Raw genomic sequence first — 17,799 nt, forward strand, 5'->3', positions numbered from 1 at the left:
CGAGGGCCCCCGACGGGCAGGGGCTCCCGACAGCGGAAGCGCACGTCAGCCGCCACGGCCGCCTGTCGTCTTCCTGAGACGCCGGCCTGCGCCGCTCCACCACTCGGACAGCCACCCGGTGAGCCGCTCCGGTCTGCGCAGGCGCACCTGGGTGGGCAGCGTCCAACCGAACCGCCGCGCAAGCAACGACAGCGCAGCGCCACTCAGAATGGCAACAACCGACCCGATGGTTGGGAGGCCGAGCGAACTGAAAATCACCATTTCCACGCAGGCAACCAGGGCGCTGGTCGCGTAGAGCGTGTTTCCGCCGAACACCGTCGGCACCTTCATCAGCAGAACGTCGCGGACCATGCCACCCCCGATCGCCGTGGTCATGCCGAGCACGATCGCGGGCAACCAGCCGAGGCCGGCCAGGAGCCCCTTCTGCACACCGACAGCCGCCCAACAGCCGACGGCAAGCGCATCGAGCAGGATCAGCATCCGGTTGGAGATCTTGCCGGTGAATGGGATGAAGAACGCCACAACGGCCCCGACGATCGCGACACCGAGATAGATCGGATCTGTCAGCGCCACCGGGGTGCCGCGTTGCAACAGTGTGTCACGAATCAGCCCGCCGCCCAGCCCCGAGATGATCGCCAGGATGATGAATCCGACCAGGTCGAGACGCGCGAACCGCGCAGCGATGCCGCCCAAGATCGCATTTGCCAACACGCCGGCGAGATCGACGATCTGGAAGGCCTGACTGAGTGAGATTTCCGGCGTCGCCATGCGTTCCCCTTCTGGAAGATCACGATAGCAACGCGAGCAGATGCTGCCGCCCTCTAGCGCGGGCGCGGCCCCGTTCGTATATTGAATCTGATGACCGTTCGGTCATCGTCACACGATGGGGGCAGGTGAATCGAGATGGCAGGCACGTTCGATCTCTTCAAAGACAAGGGTGGTCACTGGCGCTTCAACTTGAAGGCGAGCAACGGTCAGATCATTGCGAGCAGCGAGAGCTACAACTCGAAGGCGAGTGCTCTCAATGGTGTCGAGTCGGTGCGTAAGAACGCCGCGGAGGCCAAGCTCGTCGAACGCGAAGAGTAGCGCAGCGCTGCGCACGGCTGCTCGACGAAACCTATTCGGCGAGCAGCCGTGCAATGCGGTGGTCGACCGCAAGACGAGAACCCACAACGGATTGAATGTAGGCGGCAACCTTCAGATGCTCCGGATGCGTCGCGTAGCGACCGAGAGCATCCTCATCATCGAAATCCGCCGTGAGTACGACGTCTGCGTTGTCGCCGGGCTTCAGCACATTGATTCCAACCTCGAGAGAGCGGATCTCCGGCACCAACGGCGGCAGCGTGTGCAGCAGCCGACTGATCTCGGCGGCTTGCTCCGCCCGGGCGGCGAGGTCGCCTGCCGCCAGCTTCCAGACAACGATGTGACGGATGGTCATCGAGCCTCCCTCAGTGCAGTCGTGAGGGCAGACCTCAGGCGGGCTGGATCAACACGCCAATAGGTGTGCACGGTGCCATCGATCAGAAGTACGGGAATCTCTTCCGCGTAGCGCTGTGCTAAAGCGGGGTCGTCGAGAATCGAGAGTTCCGTGAGCCGGTGGCTGACGGCATCCGGTTCGAATTCGTCGAGGACGCGCACAACGATGTCGCGGGCGTCATCGCAGAGATGACAACCGGGCTTACCGATGAGGGTCAATTGAACCGAGGTCACCTCACCAGCCTACGACCGGCGCGACGACTACAGCGCCTCACGAAACACGCGCCACGAAACGCTTCACAGCAAAAAGCGCCGAGACCGCTGCGGCCTCGACGCTCCGAAAGAAGCTAGCTGCGCTCGCGCTACTTCTTGTTGCGACGCTGGTGGCGTGTCTTACGAAGAAGCTTGCGGTGCTTCTTCTTCGCCATACGCTTGCGGCGCTTCTTGATAACGGAACCCACGGACACCTCACAAAGTTCAAGGGCATGCCGAGCAATATGCTGACGGCACCGAGGGCCAAGTCTAGCGCACCCGCGTGCTGGCATAGAAAACGCGGGCTGCCGAGTCTGTTGGTTGAGTAGCGCAGCGTGTCGAGACCAAGAGCCCCCGTCGGTGGTCTCGATACGCTCGTAACTCGCTACTCGACCAACGAAGAGCCCCTTGCCTAGTGGGTGCGGCGCTTCTTTCCGGTCACCAGCAGCGCTGCACTGGTGACTCGATGGCTCGTGTCCGCGATCACCTTACCCACCGAACTCGCGAACTCCCGCGTTTCGTCGGCCAGCCCCGCCCCGAAGACTTCCTCGCCTGGCTCGAAACCTACGCTGAGGAACGGGAACAGCCAATCCTCGATCGCCTCGAGGGGCTCCGGGTCGAGGCGGTAGTAGCGATGCTGTCCCTCTTCGCGCACGAGCACGAGACCCGAATCCCGCAGCACCTTCAAGTGCTTCGACACCGTGGGCTGGCTCAGTTCGAGGGCCGAAACGATCTCTGACACGCTGATTTCGCCGCCGCTCGGAGCGAGCGACGCGTCAAGCACGACCCGCAGAATGTCGCGCCTCGTCGCGTCCGCAACGATGTCAAAGATGTCTGCCATTCCTCAAGGGTAGTCACTCGCCCGTCCGAGTACCATGACAACGCGGCGTGCGGGGGATATGCTCGCGAGGAATCAAGCGATAGGGGGCACCGATGCGCGCTACGCCGGGCCCGCTGCTCGTACCGACCACCTGGTGGGGTCGTGTGCGAGAAGGCGTCAACCTCTTCGCCGGCCGTAGCCCCTCGCGCTTCGCGATTGTCGTCTTCACCGGACTCATTCTGGTATTCACCCTGCTGTTCTCGATGCCGATCGCGACCGTGACCCGCAGCACGACACCGCTGGCGGATGCGCTGTTCACCGCGGTGTCTGTCATCTGTGTCACCGGCCTGTCGACGGTGGACATGGCCGCGCATTGGTCCGGCTTCGGCCACGTGCTCGTCTATGTCGGCGTGCAGATCGGCGCTGTCGGCGTGCTCACGCTCGCATCGATTCTCGGAATGTTCATCTCGCGCCGGCTCGGGCTGCGCGCCAAGTTGATCGCCGCGAGTGACAGCAACCCGTCCCGAGTGCACAGTGGACCGGTTGCGGAGGGGCAGGCCGTCAGGCTCGGGGAAATCGGCAATCTCCTTGTGACCGTCGCACTCAGCGTCGTCGTGATCGAGGCAGCGGTCGCGCTTGTGCTTTTCCCGCGGATTCTGGCGCACGGCTTTCCGCTCGGCGAAGGCATTCTCAACAGCTTCTACTACTCGGCTATGGCGTTCACGAACACCGGATTTGCACCGAACGCCGAAGGGCTCGCGCCGTTTGCGACCGATTATGTTTTTCTCGGCGCTCTGATGGTGGGGGTGTTCTGCGGCGCGATCGGTTTTCCGGTGATCTACGCGATCACGCGGAACCTGCGGCGCCGGCGCGGGAATCGTCGCTGGTCTGTGCACGTGAAGCTCACTGTGGTCACGTTTGCGATCCTGTTCCTGGTCGGCGCGGTGATGTACTACGCGCTCGAGCAGAACAATCCGAAGACGTTCGGCGGCCTCAGCCCGGGCGACGCCGTCTTCCAGTCGTTCTTCCTATCCGCGATGACCCGGTCGGCCGGCTTCGCGACGATCGACATGAGCCAGATGCATGGCTCGAGTCTGCTCATCACTGACATGCTGATGTTCATCGGCGGCGGCTCCGCCTCCACCGCGGGCGGCATCAAAGTCACAACGCTCGCCGTGCTCTTCCTGGCGGCGTTCGCCGAGGCGCGCGGTGTCGAGCCGATGGAGGCGTTCCGGCGACGCATCCCGGTCGACGTGCTGCGGGTCGCGGTCAGCGTCGTGCTCTGGGGAGCATCGATCGTGGCAGTCTCCAGCATCCTGGTTGTGCACCTCACGAATGCGCCGCTCGACGACGTACTTTTCGACGTCATCAGTGCGTTCGCAACCTGCGGGCTGACGACAGGGGTGACCGAGCACGCCCCCGATGCGGCTGTGTATGTGCTGGCCGCCACAATGTTCCTCGGGCGCGTTGGTACAGTGACACTCGCCGCAGCGCTCGCGCAGCAGCATCGAAGGCAGCTATACCAATACCCGGAAGAGAGGCCGATCGTTGGTTGATCGCAGCAGTGTTGATCGTATGCGGCACGACGCCCCCGTTCTTGTCATCGGCCTCGGCCGATTCGGCGCGGGCACGGCCGGCAAGCTGGCTCGCCTCGACCGAGAGGTGCTCGCGGTCGACGCCGATGCGCTGCTCGTGCAGAAGTGGGCAGACCGGGTCACGCACACCGTTCAAGCGGATGCGCGCTCAATCGACGCACTGCGGCAGATCGGCGGGAAAGACTTCTCGGTCGCCGTCGTCGCCGTTGGTTCATCGATCGAGGCCAGCGTGCTGATCACGGCGAATCTGGTCGACCTGAAGATCCCGCAGATCTGGGCGAAGGCGATCTCGCAATCGCACGGCAAGATCCTCGAGCGGATCGGCGCCAATCATGTGATCTACCCCGAAGCGGAGGCCGGGGAGCGCGTCGCCCACCTCGTCTCTGGCCGCATGCTCGACTTCATCGAATTCGACGACGACTTCGCACTCGTCAAGATGTACCCGCCGAAGGCGATCCGCGGCCGCACACTGCTGCAGACTGGGGTGCGCAGCAAGTTCCGCATCACGGTCGTCGGAGTGAAATCGCCAGGTAAGCCGTTCACCTACGCCGCTCCAGACACGGTGGTTTCCGACCATGACCTTGTCATCGTCTCCGGCACTGAGGGTGACATCGAGCGCTTTGCTGCGCTCGATGACTGAACGCTCGCCCTGCAAGCGCGCGCCCGCCCACGCGCCGGGCACCCGACGTGCGCCACATTCGGTCGCTTGCGCCAGTTGAAGTGGCGCACCGTGCGCGAAGTGGCGCGACGTCAGGTGCCGGCTGCGAGTTCTCGCGCTCTGGCCAACGCCGCATCAGTCGCACGGTCGAATAGGGCTTTGAGGTTGGCCGATTCAAGTACGGCCACGGCACGCTCGGTCGTGCCTTTCGGGCTTGTCACTTGGATGCGCAGTTCGCGCGGCGTCTGCTCGGAGTGCGCGAGCAGCTCGGATGCTCCAAGGAAGGTTCCATTGACCAGCTGCGCCGCTTGCTGCGGGCTGAAGCCCTTGTCGATCGCTGCGGCAGTGAACTGCTCAATCAGATAGAAGACGTAGGCAGGGCCGGAGCCGGAGATCGTGCTGAGGGCATCCAGTTGGCGTTCCGGTACTTCGACTACTTCGCCGACGGTCTCGAACAGGGTGCGTGCGAGCGCCAGTTCGGCCGCGCCCGACCGGGTGCCCGCGCTGATGCCGGTCACGGCGCGCCCGACGATCGCCGGCGTATTCGGCATCGAGCGCACCACCGCGACGGATGCCGGCAGCACCGCCTCGAACGTCGCCACCGTCACGCCTGCTGCAACGCTGATCACGAGCGCGCCAGGCGCGAGCGCATCCGCGATCTCGGTGAGCAGGTCGGGCACCATCGCCGGCTTGACAGCGACGAGCACGATACCGGCCCCATCGACGGCACGCCGGTTGGTCTGCGCATCCTCGTCGGTCGCGTAGGCGGTCACACCCGGCACGTCCGCAAGTTCAGCGGCTTTCTCCACGCTTCGATTCGTGACACGGATGCCGCCCTCGACCAGGACGCCCGGCTTCAGCAAGCCGCTCAAAATGGCCCTGCCCATCGATCCCGCCCCGAGGATCGCAATAGCCGGCAGGTTCGTTGTAGCCTCAACACTCATGCGATCAGCCTATTCACCGAGGTCGCCTGCTCCACACACCCCAGAAGATGCCCGCCCGATGCGCATGCAATACGTTTGTGCAGACAGCATCGAGATCCTGGAGTGACAATGCCTACGCTTGACCCGTCTGCGTCGAACCCATCCGTGTTCACCGTCGAATCGCCGGATACGATCGTGCATCTGCGGGCTGCGGGAGTCAGCGTGCTCGTCGATCTGCGTGGCGGGCTCCTGCCCGCGATCACCCACTGGAGTGCCGACCTCGGGCAATTGACCGCCCTGGACGCACTCGCCCTCACGCTGGGCAATGTGCCTCCGCAGGTGAACAACGTCGTCGACGAACCGATCCGGCTGGCGCTGCTGCCCGAGCAACGTACCGGTTGGGCCGGCCGGCCGGGCCTGTCCGGCAGCCGAGCAGGCGGTGCGTGGTCACCCTGGTTCCGCACCTCAAAGCTCGCGATCCAGGCCCAGGGCGCGAGCTCGGCCCAGGGCGCGAGCGCAGGGGACTCCACGACCGTGACTGGCGCGACGGAACAGGACGCCACGGGGCCAGCCGGCATCCACAACGACGGCGCCCCGGGTTCCACGTTGATCAGCGTCGACGGCGGCGCCCGGATCAGCATCGAGGCGGTCGACCCGGTCGCGCAATTGCACCTGCTGCTCGAAATCGAACTTGCCCCCTCCGGGCTGCTCCGCACGCGCGCCACACTCAGGAATGACGGCGACGACTATCAACTGGATGAACTCTCCCTCGCGCTGCCGCTCCCACCGCGAGCGCGGGACATCCTCGATTTCGCCGGCAGGTGGAGCAAGGAACGCGCGCCGCAGCGCCGCGAACTCACGGTCGGCACGCACCTGCGCGAGGGTCGCCACGGGCGCACCGGGGCGGATGCCGCAACCGTACTCACCGTCGGAACCCCCGGTTTCGGCTTTGCGGCCGGCGAAGTCTGGGGGCTCCACGTCGGCTTCAGCGGCAACCACCGGCACTACGCGGAGCGGCTGAGCACCGGCCACCAGGTGCTGGGCGGTAGCGAGCTGCTCTTGCCCGGCGAGGTGCGTCTTGGCGCGGGCGAAAGCTACACCGGCCCGTGGTTGTACGGCTCATACGGCGTAGGGCTCGACGAGCAGGCGCGACGGTTTCACCGCTATTTGCGGGCGAGGCCGCAGCATCCGCATTCGCCTCGTCCGGTGACCCTCAACGTCTGGGAGGCGGTCTACTTCGATCACAACCTCACACGACTGACCGCGCTGGCCGACCGCGCGGCACAGCTCGGAGTCGAGCGCTTCGTGCTCGATGACGGATGGTTCCGCCACCGCCGCAACGATCATGCCGGCCTCGGCGACTGGTACGTCGACGAGACGGTGTGGCCGAATGGCCTCAGCCCGCTGGTCGATCACGTTCGCTCACTCGGCATGCAGTTCGGGCTGTGGTTCGAACCGGAGATGGTGAACCTCGACTCGGATCTGGCGCGCGCGCATCCGGACTGGGTGATGCAGACCGGCGGCCGAATCCCGGTGCCGTCGCGTCACCAGCAGGTGCTCAATCTCGGCATTCCGGATGCGTTCGCCTACGTTCTCGAGCGGATGACGGCGATCCTTGCCGAATACGACATCCCGTACATCAAGTGGGACCACAATCGCGACCTCGTGGATGCGGGCACGACCCCGGGCGGCGAGCCGGGCGTGCACGCGCAGACCCTTGCCACCTATCGGCTGATGGACGAGCTGAAGCGCCGCTTCCCCGCACTGGAGATCGAATCGTGCTCGTCGGGCGGCGCGAGGGTCGATCTCGGCGTGCTCGAACGCACCGACCGGGTGTGGGTGAGCGACTGCATCGACCCGCTCGAACGGCAGCAGATGAACCGCTGGACCGCGCAATTGCTGCCGGCCGAACTGCTCGGCTCGCACGTCGCATCCGGTCGTTCGCACACCACCGGGCGGGTTCACGACCTGAGCTTCCGCGCGGGCACCGCGCTGTTCGGCCATTTCGGAATCGAGTGGGATCTGACCCGCGCCACTGATGCCGAATTCGCCCAGCTCGGCGAGTGGATCGCGTTGTACAAGACGCAGCGATCGCTGTTGCACTCCGGGGATCTCGTGCGGATGGACGAGAGCGACCCGGCACTGTGGATCAGCGGCGTGGTGTCGCATGATCGCTCGCACGCACTGTTTTCGCTGGCGTACCTCGCGCTGCCTGTCGTGCTGCCGCTCGGCCGGTTCACCCTGCGAGAGCTAGACCCGGATCGCCGCTACCGCGTGCGCCCGCTGACGATCGGCTGGGCCTCGAACGGCGGCCGACCGCACGGCTATCCCGTGCCGGCCTGGTTCGGTACGGCGGATGCGCCCGAGGGAACGGTGCTGTCGGGCCGCGCGTTGGCCTCCGCGGGTTTGCAGGCGCCGGCATCGTATCCGGAGCAGGTGTGGTTGCTGGAGGTGGCAGCGGTCGACTGACTGGTGGTCGACGGGCACCGGTCGAGTGGTGAACGCGGGTCTCGATACGCGTACTCGCTGCGCTCGTGCGCTACTCGACCAACGGGGGGCCGGTGGTCGAGTAGTCAGCGCTAGCGAGCGTATCGAGACCCCGGCGAGCACGACGCAGACGCGCCGAATAACGCACACTGGTCCGGATGACACACACTCGGGAAGTTGCTTCTGATCTGCGCATTCATGCCCTGCTCAATGTCGGTGGTGCCTGGTTGACTTACGGGTATGGACAACCCGACCGCCGCACTGGAGAACATGATCGACGCCGCGTCGACCATCGATTCTTCCGCGCTGTGGGCGATGAGCGCGGATGATCTACTCCTCATCACGGCGCGGGCGGAAGAAGCGGGGCGGGTCATCGACGCGCTCCGGGTGGCCACGGCCACGGAGGTCGACAAACGCAGCGACCCCGCATTCGGTTCGAACGGTTTGGCAGCGACCCGCGGGTGTCGCAACAGTGTCGAATTGCTCGAACGCGTCACCGCCGCAGCATCCGGGACCATCCGCCGACGGTTGAGACTGGGCGCCACCGCGTTGCCGCGCACATCAGCGACCGGCGCGGCCCTGCCCGCTCTCTTCTCGACCGTTGGGGCCGCGTTCACGGCGGGTCGTATCGGGTTGGACACGGCGGAGGCCATCACACGCGAGTTGTCGACGGCTTCACCCCGAGCCGCGATCGATGATCTGCTGGTCGCCGAGCGACTCCTGGTCGCTGCCGCGACAGGTCAGCAATTCATGCAAGAAGACGGGGAGGCGGTGGCGTCCGAGACGGCGATCCCGTCCGAAACTGGGGTGGCCGGCATGGCCGGCATGGCCGGTATCCCGCTGCCGGCGGACCTGATCCGGATCCAGGCGCGAGCCTGGCGGGACGCTCTGGATCCCGACGGAGTCGAGCCGTCGGCCGAAGAGGCCCTGCAACGTCGGGACTTCTGGATGTCTCGCACGGCAAAGAACGGTGTCCACCCGTTCGGCGGAGCCGTCACACCAGAGATCGCCGCAATCACCCTCGCAGTGCTGGAAGCGGTCGTCACCCCGCGGACCGCACCGAAATTCCTCGAGAAGGAAGAGAACGAGGAGCGAGGCATTGCGGCCGATCCGCGCACGGCCGGACAGCAGAAAGCCGACTTGTTCGCCGCGATGGTCAAATCTTTCGGCGCCTCGCAAGAGTTCAGCACCCCACCAACCGTACTGATCACCGCGAAAGCCGACACACTCAACCCCGACACACTCGACCCCAGCGCACTCGACCCCGACACGCTCGACCCCAGCGCACTCGACCGCGACGCACCTTACGGCACGGGCAAGATTTCGGGCATCGAAGACCCGATCCCGGCATCGGTCGTTCGTCAATTCGTCTGTGACGGTGGCGTGCAATCGGTGATCCTCGGCCCCGGCGGGCGCATCATCAAGCTGGGCAGCAAGTCCAGGTACTTCACGAAAGCACAACGCCGAGCCATGGCCGCGCGAGACGGATTGACGTGCATCGTGCCCGGCTGCCCCATCCCCGCCACAGCCTCAGAAGCACACCACGTCGTGCCCGATCACCGCGGCGGGCCAACCCACGTCGACAACGGCGTGCTCGCCTGCTGGTGGCACCACAGAATGCTCGACACAGGAATCTGGACCGTGACAATGCACCACGGCACACCCACCATCCACCCCCCGAACTGGCTCGCACAACTCGCCCGAACACCACGCCAATCACAAACCCCACTCATGCGCACATGACCCCGCAGTGATGCGCCAGAATCGGCCCCGACCACTCGGTCAACAACGACACGCGCATCCTTTCATCCCCTGCAACGCAACCGACCCGCCGAGAGGCGACACACGTATGGTCGCAACCGATCGGCGCGTCAATAGGATTGGGGCATGAGCGCATCGGGAGGCAACAGGGCGATCATCGCCGCGTTCGCAGCCAACCTCGGCATCGCCGTGACCAAACTGATCGCGTGGGCGTTCTCGGGGTCGTCGTCGATGCTCGCCGAAAGCGTGCACTCACTAGCGGATTCCGGCAATCAGTTGCTGCTCCTGCTCGGGGGCCGAAAGGCCAAGAAGGCCGCAGACAGCGAGCATCCGTTCGGTTATGGACGCGAACGCTACGTGTACGCGTTCGTTGTGTCGATCATCCTGTTCTCGGTCGGCGGCGTCTTCTCGCTGTATGAAGGCATCCAAAAACTTCAGAATCCGCACCCGCTCGAGGTGTGGTGGCTACCGCTGCTCGTGCTGGTGATCGCGATCGGCATGGAGAGTTTCTCACTGCGCACCGCCATCCACGAGTCCAAGCCGCACAAAGGCAACAGCACGTGGGTCGGCTTCATCCGCAACGCGAAGGCGCCCGAATTGCCGGTCGTCCTGCTCGAAGATGTCGCGGCTCTGGTCGGTCTGACGTTCGCGCTCTTCGGCGTCGGCCTGACGATCATCACGCACAACGGCATCTGGGATGCTGTCGGAACCATCCTGATCGGTCTCCTGCTGGTGGCGGTCGCGATCATCCTCGGAATCGAAACGAAGAGCCTGCTCGTCGGCGAGGGCGCAAGCGATGCGGATGTCGCCGCAATCCGGGATGCGATCACTTCCGGTGAGCATGCGCCGCGCATCATCCACATGAAGACCCTGTATCTCGGACCGGATGAACTCATGGTCGCCGCCAAGCTGGGCATGGCGGCCAATCATCGACTGCGCACGATCGCAGTCGAAACGAACGAGATCGAGGCGCGTATCCGGCAGGCGGTACCGGCAGCCCGAGTGATCTACATCGAGCCGGACGTCTACGTCGACCCGAACGACACGAACCCGCCGACAGACGCGATCGTCATCAAGAGTATCGACTGACCCTCCGGTCCCTGAGCGGAGCCGAAGGGAGACCGTCTCAAAGGGCAGGGAACCTAGGGGCGACGTCCGGCGAAGAATTCCTCGAGGACTGCGGCGCAGGCATCCGCTTCGACACCGGCGATGACCTCGACCCGGTGGTTCAGCCGGCGATCGCGGAGCACGTCGTACACGCTTCCTGCCGCGCCGGCCTTCTCGTCCCACGCGCCGAACACCACCCGTGGCACGCGCGCTGCGAGGATCGCGCCTGCGCACATCACGCACGGCTCCAGGGTGACGATAAGCGTCGTACCGTTCAGTTGCCAGTCTCCGAGAGCGTGCGCAGCGGCGCGCAACGCGACGATCTCGGCATGCGCCGTCGGATCCTGTAGCTTCTCCCGCTCGTTGCGTCCTGTGCCGATCACGCGCCCTGTCGGATCCAGAATCAGGGCAGCGACCGGAACGTCGCCAGTGGCGACCGCGAGGCGCGCGTCGGCGAGAGCGCGCAGCATCCATTCGTGGTGCTCGATCGCCACTCGGGGAGCCACAGGATTCTCCTTCTCGACAAGCAGGCAGCCGGCTCATGACGGCGGGCCGGATCGACTAGATTGAGCCTATGCGAGTGCACGTTGCGGACCACCCACTGATCACCCACAAATTGACGGTTCTGCGCAACCGCGACACCGCATCTGCGACCTTTCGGGCGCTGACGGAGGAACTCGTCACTCTGCTGGCGTATGAGGCGACCCGAAGCGTTCGAATTACTTCCGTTGAAATCGAGACCCCAGTGGCGCACACGACGGGCGTCACCCTGAGTGATCCGAAGCCGCTGGTCGTGCCGATCCTGCGCGCCGGTCTCGGCATGCTCGAGGGCATGGTCAAGTTGGTGCCGAGCGCGGAGGTCGGATTCCTGGGCATGGTGCGCGACGAGGAAACTCTCCAGCCGACCACGTACGCCGAGCGCCTGCCCGACGATCTCTCCGATCGCCAGTGCTTCGTGCTCGACCCGATGCTCGCCACCGGCGGGTCTCTCGGTGCCGCGATCGAGTTCTTGTTCAAACGCGGTGCCGTGGATGTGACGGCGATTTGCATTCTCGCGGCACCGGAAGGCATTGCGGCCGTTGAGAAGCTCTCGGAGGGCCGGGATGTCACGCTCGTACTCGGCGCCGTGGACGAACGCCTCAACGAGCGCGGCTACATCGTGCCCGGTCTGGGCGACGCCGGCGACCGCCTCTACGGCACCGTCTGAGTGGCACTGATCGCCCGCGCGGCCTGGACGCACCGTGCCCAATTGGTGCAACACTGCGCAACAATTTGACATCCGGCGACGCAAGGCGCTTTACTGAGAAACATGACTGACAAATCGCGCTCCTTGACCTCCTTTGAGGCCCCTGGGGATGCCGGCATGATGATGCCCGGCTGCGAGCGCGTCATGTGTTGTCGAATGTGTCGCTAATCTGACGACCTCCCGCCGAACCCTCGCGATGCAGCGAATCTGATTTCGCGCAACACGCACGGTTCCACGGATGCCTGGTCTCGGCATCCGCACCGGATAGCGTTCCGGTCTCAACACGCTCTCGAATCCGCGCACTGTCGGTTCCAGAGCAATGGGCGAATCCGCATCACATCGATTGCCGCACTCTCGCCGCAGCCCGATTCGGCATTCACCCAGCACGACCCGCATCATCACCAAAGGACTTTTCAGATGTCTCTCGCAACCATCGACCCGATCAGCACCATCGACAGCACCATTGACAGCACCTCCATCGGCAGCGCTGCTGTCAGCAGCACCTCCAGCGCCCCCGTCGTGCGCAGTGCCACTCATCCCGCGCTCCGCCACGCAGCCAACCCGCGCCCGGTGCACCCGGTTCGGCAGCCGAACCGGATAACCCCCTTGCCTGTGCAGAAGCGCGCAACACCCGTTCGACCCGTGCACGCGCCCGAACAGTCCACGCCAGCTGCGCCCGTTGCACCCGCCCCCGCGCGTATTCGCGCAGTCCCCAGCGGAACCGAAGCGCGTGGATTCGTGCTCTACGTCGGAATCGACGAAGCCAAGGCCGCTGCAGCCGGTACCGACCTCGGCCGCATTGTCGAGGCGCTCAAGCGCCTGACCACGGAACTTGCCCCCGGTTCAGAAACGTATGCCGCGGTGGCCCTCGCGCCGCAAGGCGCTGGCGGCCGCGACGTCGACGTCGTCCGACTCGCGCTGCAGGACCCTGCGGCCGTTGCCCGGCACCGCCACGTTGACGAGGATGAGGATGAGGACCGCGCACTCAACGGCGTCGTCGTCGACATCTCGCGCAAACGCCTCGTACTCGACAACCAGACGGTGGCTCTGACGTACAAAGAATTCGAGCTGCTGCAGTATTTAGTGCTGCGCGAGGGCCGCACGATCGACCGTGCCGAGATCATTTCCTCCCTGTGGTCGTCTTCTGACGAAGAGGAGATCCCGAACGAGCGCACCATCGACGTGCATGTTCGCCGGCTGCGCGCCAAGCTCGGCCGTTACGAAGACATCGTGCGCACCGTCCGCGGTGTCGGCTACCGGTTCGACAGGCACGCGGATGTCGTGATCCGGCACGCAAGCGCGCCCAGCCCCGATATCTTCTAGTCACAGGCATCTTCTCATCAGAGACATTTTCTAGTCACGCACGATTTCTCGTGAAGCGTGCTTTCTAGTCACGCTCGACTCCGAAGTTTTTTTCCTGATCAGACAAAAGATGCTTTCCTCGGGCAAGTGGGCTATGGTCGTCGGAAGCACGCCATCTGACAAAGGGAAGCGGAGTGGAAATGGCTGGAAAATCGCCTCGAGGAGAAAAAACGAAAAAGGCCGCGCAGCTGTCGTTGAAAGACAAGCGCGCGCAAAAGCGGGAGAAGGCCGAGACCGCCTTCATCAAGCCGCGCAAGGGACGCTGATAGCCCGATACTCGGGGCCTCTCACACCGGTGAGGGGCCCTTTTTCGACTGCCACGGGAATAGACTGCAAAACGAAGGCGGGGCGAACTTAGAAGATGGCGCGGCAGCGGTGGCACAAGCAGCCGCTTCTTCGCTACGCGCCACGCCGTCGCGCATGAACGCGGTGCCTGTCAATCGCAGGGGCGTCGCCCTGATGGCGTCCGCCCATGTGGCAGACGACATCTACCAGGGTGTCGTTCCTGCCCTATTGCCGTTTCTCGTTGCAGAGCGCGGGTACAGTTACGCCGCGATCGCCGGACTGACCCTGGCCGCGACCGTTCTGTCATCGGTCGCTCAGCCGGCCTTCGGTTGGTTAGGCGATCGCGCGCCACGACGCTGGATGATCCCGGCAGGAATGCTCACTGCCGCCATCGGCGTCGGGTTGGTTGGGTTGTCTCCGACCTATCTCGTCACCTGGCTTCTCATTGCGCTGTCCGGTCTCGGCATCGCCGCGTTCCATCCGGAGGCTGCGAGAGCCGCACGACAGGCATCCGGAAACAGCAATCGAGCGATGAGCGTCTTCGCGCTCGGCGGCAACGTCGGATTCGCGCTGGGTTCTCTCGTCGCAACACCGCTGCTTCTGGCCACGGGGCTCGGCGGCACCGTACTCCTCGTTTTACCCGCACTGGTGATGGCTTCGATCTTGATCAGCAGACTGCACACCGTGCTGGACGGACGCACCACGGACAAACGTCGACCGGCCGCCGTGATCGGCGATGACAACTGGCCGGCCTTTCTGCGCCTGACCTCGATCGTCGTGGTGCGCTCGATCGTGTTCTTCGGGCTGACCTCGTTCCTGGCGGTGTACTTCATCCATAACCTGGATGCGACACTGGTCGAGGGCGGAGCCGCTCTCACCCTGTTTTTGATCGCGGGAGCGGGTGGAACGCTGATCGGCGGTTGGTTGGCCGACCGCTTCGGACGGCTGCTGAGCATCCGGATCGGCTTCGCGCTGACGATCCCAGCGATGGCCGGAATCGTGCTGTCGCCGACGTGGCCAGTGGCAATGGCGTTTGTTGCCATCACGGGCGTGACCATCTTCATCCCGTTCGCCGTGTTCGTGATCCTGGGACAGGATTACCTGCCGCACCGCATCGGAACGGCCAGCGGGGTGACCGTCGGGCTCGCCGTCTCGATCGGTGGGTTATTCACCCCGGTACTCGGCCTGCTCGCCGACACCCTCGGCCTCCAGCTCGCACTCGGCGTCTTGGTCGCCCTTCCGCTTATCGCACTCATTCTGACGGCGCTGCTACGGGACCCGCGCAGCCAGCCGCGCCATCCACGCCCGACCGGTGACACGGCCGCAGAAGCGGCCGAGGAGGGTGTGCTGTGATCTAATCGTCACCATACAATCAGCTGAGCACCAGCAACTACTTACCTTTCATTCAAGCTTCTCAAATACATTGCCTCTGCGGATCAGGAAGCGCCCCCCACTGATTGATCCGTTGGTGACGGCCGCCTCCCCTCGGAGGTCCCGGCACCGTTGCCAAGACCCCGGCCGGGCTCGGCGTAGTCCGGCCGGGGGTCTTGTCGGCGCCGCACCGGCACCAGTCGACATAGGCTGATCAGGTGCCCTCCTCGAACGACATCACCGCGCCGATAGCGCCTGCCACAACTGCGCCCACCACCAAGGCGCCCACCACCACCGCACCCACCACCACCGCGCCCGTCACCGTCACAGTAACCGGCGCCGGCGGCCAGATCGGTTACGCGCTGCTGTTCCGCATTGCCTCCGGGCAGTTGCTCGGCCCGAACACCCCGGTGGCCCTCAAGCTGCTGGAGATCCCACAGGGCATCGCCTCAGCGAACGGCACGGCGCTGGAGCTCGAGGACGGTGCTTTTCCACTCCTGCACTCGATCGACGTGACGGATGACGCGACCCGCGCCTTCGACGGCGCCAACGTTGCGCTTCTGGTCGGCGCCCGCCCGCGCGGACCTGGCATGGAGCGGGCGGATCTGCTCGAGGCAAACGGCGCGATCTTCGGTCCGCAGGGCGTCGCGATCAACGAGGGGGCGGCATCCGATGTGCGGGTGCTCGTCGTCGGCAACCCTGCCAACACCAATGCGCTCATCGCGAGCGCTCACGCACCGGATGTTCCTGCCGACCGTTTCACCGCGATGACGCGGCTCGACCACAATCGGGCGATTGCGCAACTGGCAACGAAGTTGGGCGTGCACGTCGGCGAACTCGAACGCGTCGCCATCTGGGGCAACCATTCGGCCAGCCAGTATCCGGATGTCTCCCATGCCCTGGTCGACGGACGCCCGGTCACCGAACTGGTCGGGGAAGCATGGCTGGCCGACGAGTTCATCCCGCGGGTCGCGAAACGCGGGGCCGAGATCATCCAGGTGCGCGGTTCATCGAGCGCGGCATCCGCCGCCAGTGCCGCGATCGACCACGTCTTCGACTGGGTGAACGGGACAGGTGAGCGGTGGACCTCAGCGGGCGTTGTGTCTGACGGGTCGTACGGTGTGCCCGAGGGCCTCGTCTCGTCGTTCCCGCTGCGCGGAATCGACGGCGGCTGGCAGATCGTGCCGGGGCTCGACATTGATACGTTCTCGCAAGAACGAATCAACGCTTCCGTCGCCGAGCTCATCGAGGAGCGCGAAGCCGTGCAGGCGCTCGGCTTGATCTGAACTGCGCCCTCCCGCGTCCCCCCCAGCCCCCAGCCCCAGTTGAGGTGCGGACTTCTGCCGCTATCGGTTGGGGATATCCGACAAAAGTCCGCACCTCACGGAGGGTATGGGACGGGGATGCGTGTCAGGAGCGGAACAGCCCGCTGTAGGCGTTGAGCGCGAGTTGCCCGCCGAGATGCGCGTAAAGTACGGTGCTCGTCGCTGGGATGTCACGGGACTTCACGAGATCGATCAAACCGGCCAATGACTTTCCCTCGTAGACGGGGTCGGTGATCATGCCTTCGAGCGAGCCGCCGAGCCTGATCGCCTCCAGCGTCGACTCGACCGGGATGCCGTAGAAGTCGCCGGCCCAATCCCCCAGAATCGTGATCTCGTCGTCGCGGAGCTCCCTGCCGAGCCCGATCAGCTCGGCCGTGTTCCGGGCGATCTTCTCGACCTGTGCACGCGTCTTCCCCAGCGTCGCGGACGCGTCGATCGCGATGACCCGCCGAGGGCGGTCTTGCCCGGCGAAGCCCGCGACCATCCCGGCGTGGGTCGAGCCGGTGACGACGCAGACGATGATCGTGTCGAAGAAGACGCCGAGCTCCCGCTCCTGCTGCTCGACTTCGTACGCCCAGTTGGCGAACCCCAGACCGCCCAACGGATGATCGGATGCGCCCGCCGGAATCGGATACGGCGTGCCGCCATCCGCGATCACCTCATCGATCGCCTGCTGCCAACTGCTGCGGATGCCGATATCGAACCCGGCGCTGTCCAGCGTGACCTTCGCGCCCATGATCCGCGAAAGTTGGATGTTGCCGACCCGGTCGCTGAGCGGGTCCGGCCAGTCCACCCAGTTCTCCTGCACGAGGCGCGCCTTGAGCCCGAGTTTCGCAGCAACTGCCGCCACCTGGCGGGTGTGATTGGATTGGTAACCACCGATCGAGACGAGGGTGTCCGCGCCCTGGGCGAGAGCATCCGGAATGAGATATTCGAGCTTGCGCGTCTTATTGCCACCGAATGCGAGGCCGCTGTTCACGTCTTCGCGTTTGGCCCAGAGATCAGCACCGCCCAGGTGCGCGGTCAGCCGTGGCAGATGGTGGATCGGGCTCGGCCCGAACGTCAGCGGGTAGCGCTCGAAATCGGTGATGGCCATGGCAGCCCCTTTCGTTGCTGTCAGAGTAACGCCTC

19 protein-coding genes are annotated in these 17,799 nt (G+C 64.9%); 11 read left to right on the plus strand and 8 right to left on the minus strand.

The features are described from left to right. Positions 1-45: 45 nt before the first annotated feature. Positions 46-768, minus strand: coding sequence for a trimeric intracellular cation channel family protein (locus QU604_RS19130; protein ID WP_308466189.1), 723 nt, complete (start codon positions 766-768; stop codon positions 46-48). Between the two features lie 135 nt (positions 769-903). Between QU604_RS19130 and QU604_RS19135 the strand changes: the two genes are divergently transcribed. After that, positions 904-1,086, plus strand: a complete 183-nt coding sequence (locus QU604_RS19135) for a YegP family protein (RefSeq protein ID WP_308466190.1) — start codon at positions 904-906, stop codon at positions 1,084-1,086. A gap of 31 nt (positions 1,087-1,117) precedes the next feature. On the opposite strand, the gene QU604_RS19140 is transcribed toward QU604_RS19135, so the two are convergent. The 4 genes from QU604_RS19140 to QU604_RS19155 all read right to left on the minus strand — a co-directional run bounded on the left by QU604_RS19140 (position 1,118) and on the right by QU604_RS19155 (position 2,569). Further along, positions 1,118-1,438 carry a Dabb family protein gene (locus QU604_RS19140; RefSeq protein WP_308466191.1) on the minus strand — a complete coding sequence of 107 codons (321 nt, stop codon included), beginning with the start codon at positions 1,436-1,438 and terminating at the stop codon, positions 1,118-1,120. Then, entirely contained in the window at positions 1,435-1,710 is a 276-nt protein-coding gene (locus QU604_RS19145) for a glutaredoxin family protein (RefSeq protein ID WP_308466192.1), read from the minus strand. Before QU604_RS19145 ends, QU604_RS19140 begins: the two co-directional genes overlap by 4 nt. Before the next feature lie 128 nt (positions 1,711-1,838). Beyond that, a complete protein-coding gene (locus tag QU604_RS19150) occupies positions 1,839-1,937 on the minus strand; it encodes a 30S ribosomal protein bS22 (protein WP_003792170.1) in 99 nt (32 codons plus the stop codon). A 203-nt stretch (positions 1,938-2,140) separates the two neighbouring features. Next, positions 2,141-2,569: an ArsR/SmtB family transcription factor gene (locus QU604_RS19155; RefSeq protein WP_308466193.1), complete on the minus strand. Its 429-nt coding sequence runs from the start codon at positions 2,567-2,569 to the stop codon at positions 2,141-2,143. Between the two features lie 92 nt (positions 2,570-2,661). Between QU604_RS19155 and QU604_RS19160 the strand changes: the two genes are divergently transcribed. Both QU604_RS19160 and QU604_RS19165 read left to right on the plus strand, forming a co-directional pair. Then, a complete protein-coding gene (locus QU604_RS19160; protein WP_308466194.1) occupies positions 2,662-4,104 on the plus strand; it encodes a TrkH family potassium uptake protein in 1,443 nt (480 codons plus the stop codon). A 19-nt stretch (positions 4,105-4,123) separates the two neighbouring features. After that, the gene (locus QU604_RS19165; protein ID WP_308466195.1) at positions 4,124-4,783 is read left to right on the plus strand and encodes a potassium channel family protein; all 660 of its coding nucleotides are present in this window, start codon (positions 4,124-4,126) and stop codon (positions 4,781-4,783) included. Between the two features lie 110 nt (positions 4,784-4,893). Here QU604_RS19165 and proC read toward each other — a convergent pair whose 3' ends face one another. Continuing rightward, positions 4,894-5,745 (minus strand): pyrroline-5-carboxylate reductase, encoded by an 852-nt coding sequence (gene proC / locus QU604_RS19170; protein WP_308466196.1) that lies wholly within the window; start codon positions 5,743-5,745, stop codon positions 4,894-4,896. Positions 5,746-5,853: 108 nt separating this feature from the next. Between proC and QU604_RS19175 the strand changes: the two genes are divergently transcribed. From QU604_RS19175 to QU604_RS19185, 3 genes are all read left to right on the plus strand, one after another. Next, the gene (locus QU604_RS19175; protein ID WP_308466197.1) at positions 5,854-8,193 is read left to right on the plus strand and encodes an alpha-galactosidase; all 2,340 of its coding nucleotides are present in this window, start codon (positions 5,854-5,856) and stop codon (positions 8,191-8,193) included. A gap of 258 nt (positions 8,194-8,451) precedes the next feature. Then, on the plus strand, positions 8,452-9,954 hold the full coding sequence (locus tag QU604_RS19180; protein ID WP_308466198.1) for an HNH endonuclease: 1,503 nt from the start codon (positions 8,452-8,454) through the stop codon (positions 9,952-9,954). A gap of 144 nt (positions 9,955-10,098) precedes the next feature. Next, positions 10,099-11,061 carry a cation diffusion facilitator family transporter gene (locus tag QU604_RS19185; protein WP_308466199.1) on the plus strand — a complete coding sequence of 321 codons (963 nt, stop codon included), beginning with the start codon at positions 10,099-10,101 and terminating at the stop codon, positions 11,059-11,061. Between the two features lie 53 nt (positions 11,062-11,114). Here the strand turns inward: QU604_RS19185 and tadA are convergent, their stop codons facing one another. Beyond that, positions 11,115-11,585: a tRNA adenosine(34) deaminase TadA gene (tadA, locus tag QU604_RS19190; RefSeq protein WP_308466200.1), complete on the minus strand. Its 471-nt coding sequence runs from the start codon at positions 11,583-11,585 to the stop codon at positions 11,115-11,117. Positions 11,586-11,653: 68 nt separating this feature from the next. Here tadA and upp point away from each other — a divergent pair, with 68 nt between their 5' ends. The 5 genes from upp to QU604_RS19215 all read left to right on the plus strand — a co-directional run bounded on the left by upp (position 11,654) and on the right by QU604_RS19215 (position 16,629). Then, positions 11,654-12,286 (plus strand): uracil phosphoribosyltransferase, encoded by a 633-nt coding sequence (gene upp, locus QU604_RS19195; RefSeq protein WP_308466201.1) that lies wholly within the window; start codon positions 11,654-11,656, stop codon positions 12,284-12,286. Positions 12,287-12,742: 456 nt separating this feature from the next. Beyond that, positions 12,743-13,648, plus strand: a complete 906-nt coding sequence (locus tag QU604_RS19200; RefSeq protein ID WP_308466202.1) for a winged helix-turn-helix domain-containing protein — start codon at positions 12,743-12,745, stop codon at positions 13,646-13,648. A gap of 179 nt (positions 13,649-13,827) precedes the next feature. After that, positions 13,828-13,953, plus strand: coding sequence for a hypothetical protein (locus QU604_RS19205; RefSeq protein ID WP_308466203.1), 126 nt, complete (start codon positions 13,828-13,830; stop codon positions 13,951-13,953). A gap of 109 nt (positions 13,954-14,062) precedes the next feature. Next, positions 14,063-15,325 carry an MFS transporter gene (locus QU604_RS19210; RefSeq protein ID WP_308466204.1) on the plus strand — a complete coding sequence of 421 codons (1,263 nt, stop codon included), beginning with the start codon at positions 14,063-14,065 and terminating at the stop codon, positions 15,323-15,325. 236 nt (positions 15,326-15,561) lie between these two features. Beyond that, positions 15,562-16,629 carry a malate dehydrogenase gene (locus QU604_RS19215; RefSeq protein WP_457852542.1) on the plus strand — a complete coding sequence of 356 codons (1,068 nt, stop codon included), beginning with the start codon at positions 15,562-15,564 and terminating at the stop codon, positions 16,627-16,629. A 124-nt stretch (positions 16,630-16,753) separates the two neighbouring features. Here the strand turns inward: QU604_RS19215 and QU604_RS19220 are convergent, their stop codons facing one another. Then, entirely contained in the window at positions 16,754-17,764 is a 1,011-nt protein-coding gene (locus QU604_RS19220; RefSeq protein ID WP_308466205.1) for a 1-aminocyclopropane-1-carboxylate deaminase, read from the minus strand. Positions 17,765-17,799: the final 35 nt, after the last annotated feature.

The organism is Rathayibacter sp. SW19, assembly GCF_030866825.1.
Taxonomy (GTDB): domain Bacteria; phylum Actinomycetota; class Actinomycetes; order Actinomycetales; family Microbacteriaceae; genus Rathayibacter_A; species Rathayibacter_A soli.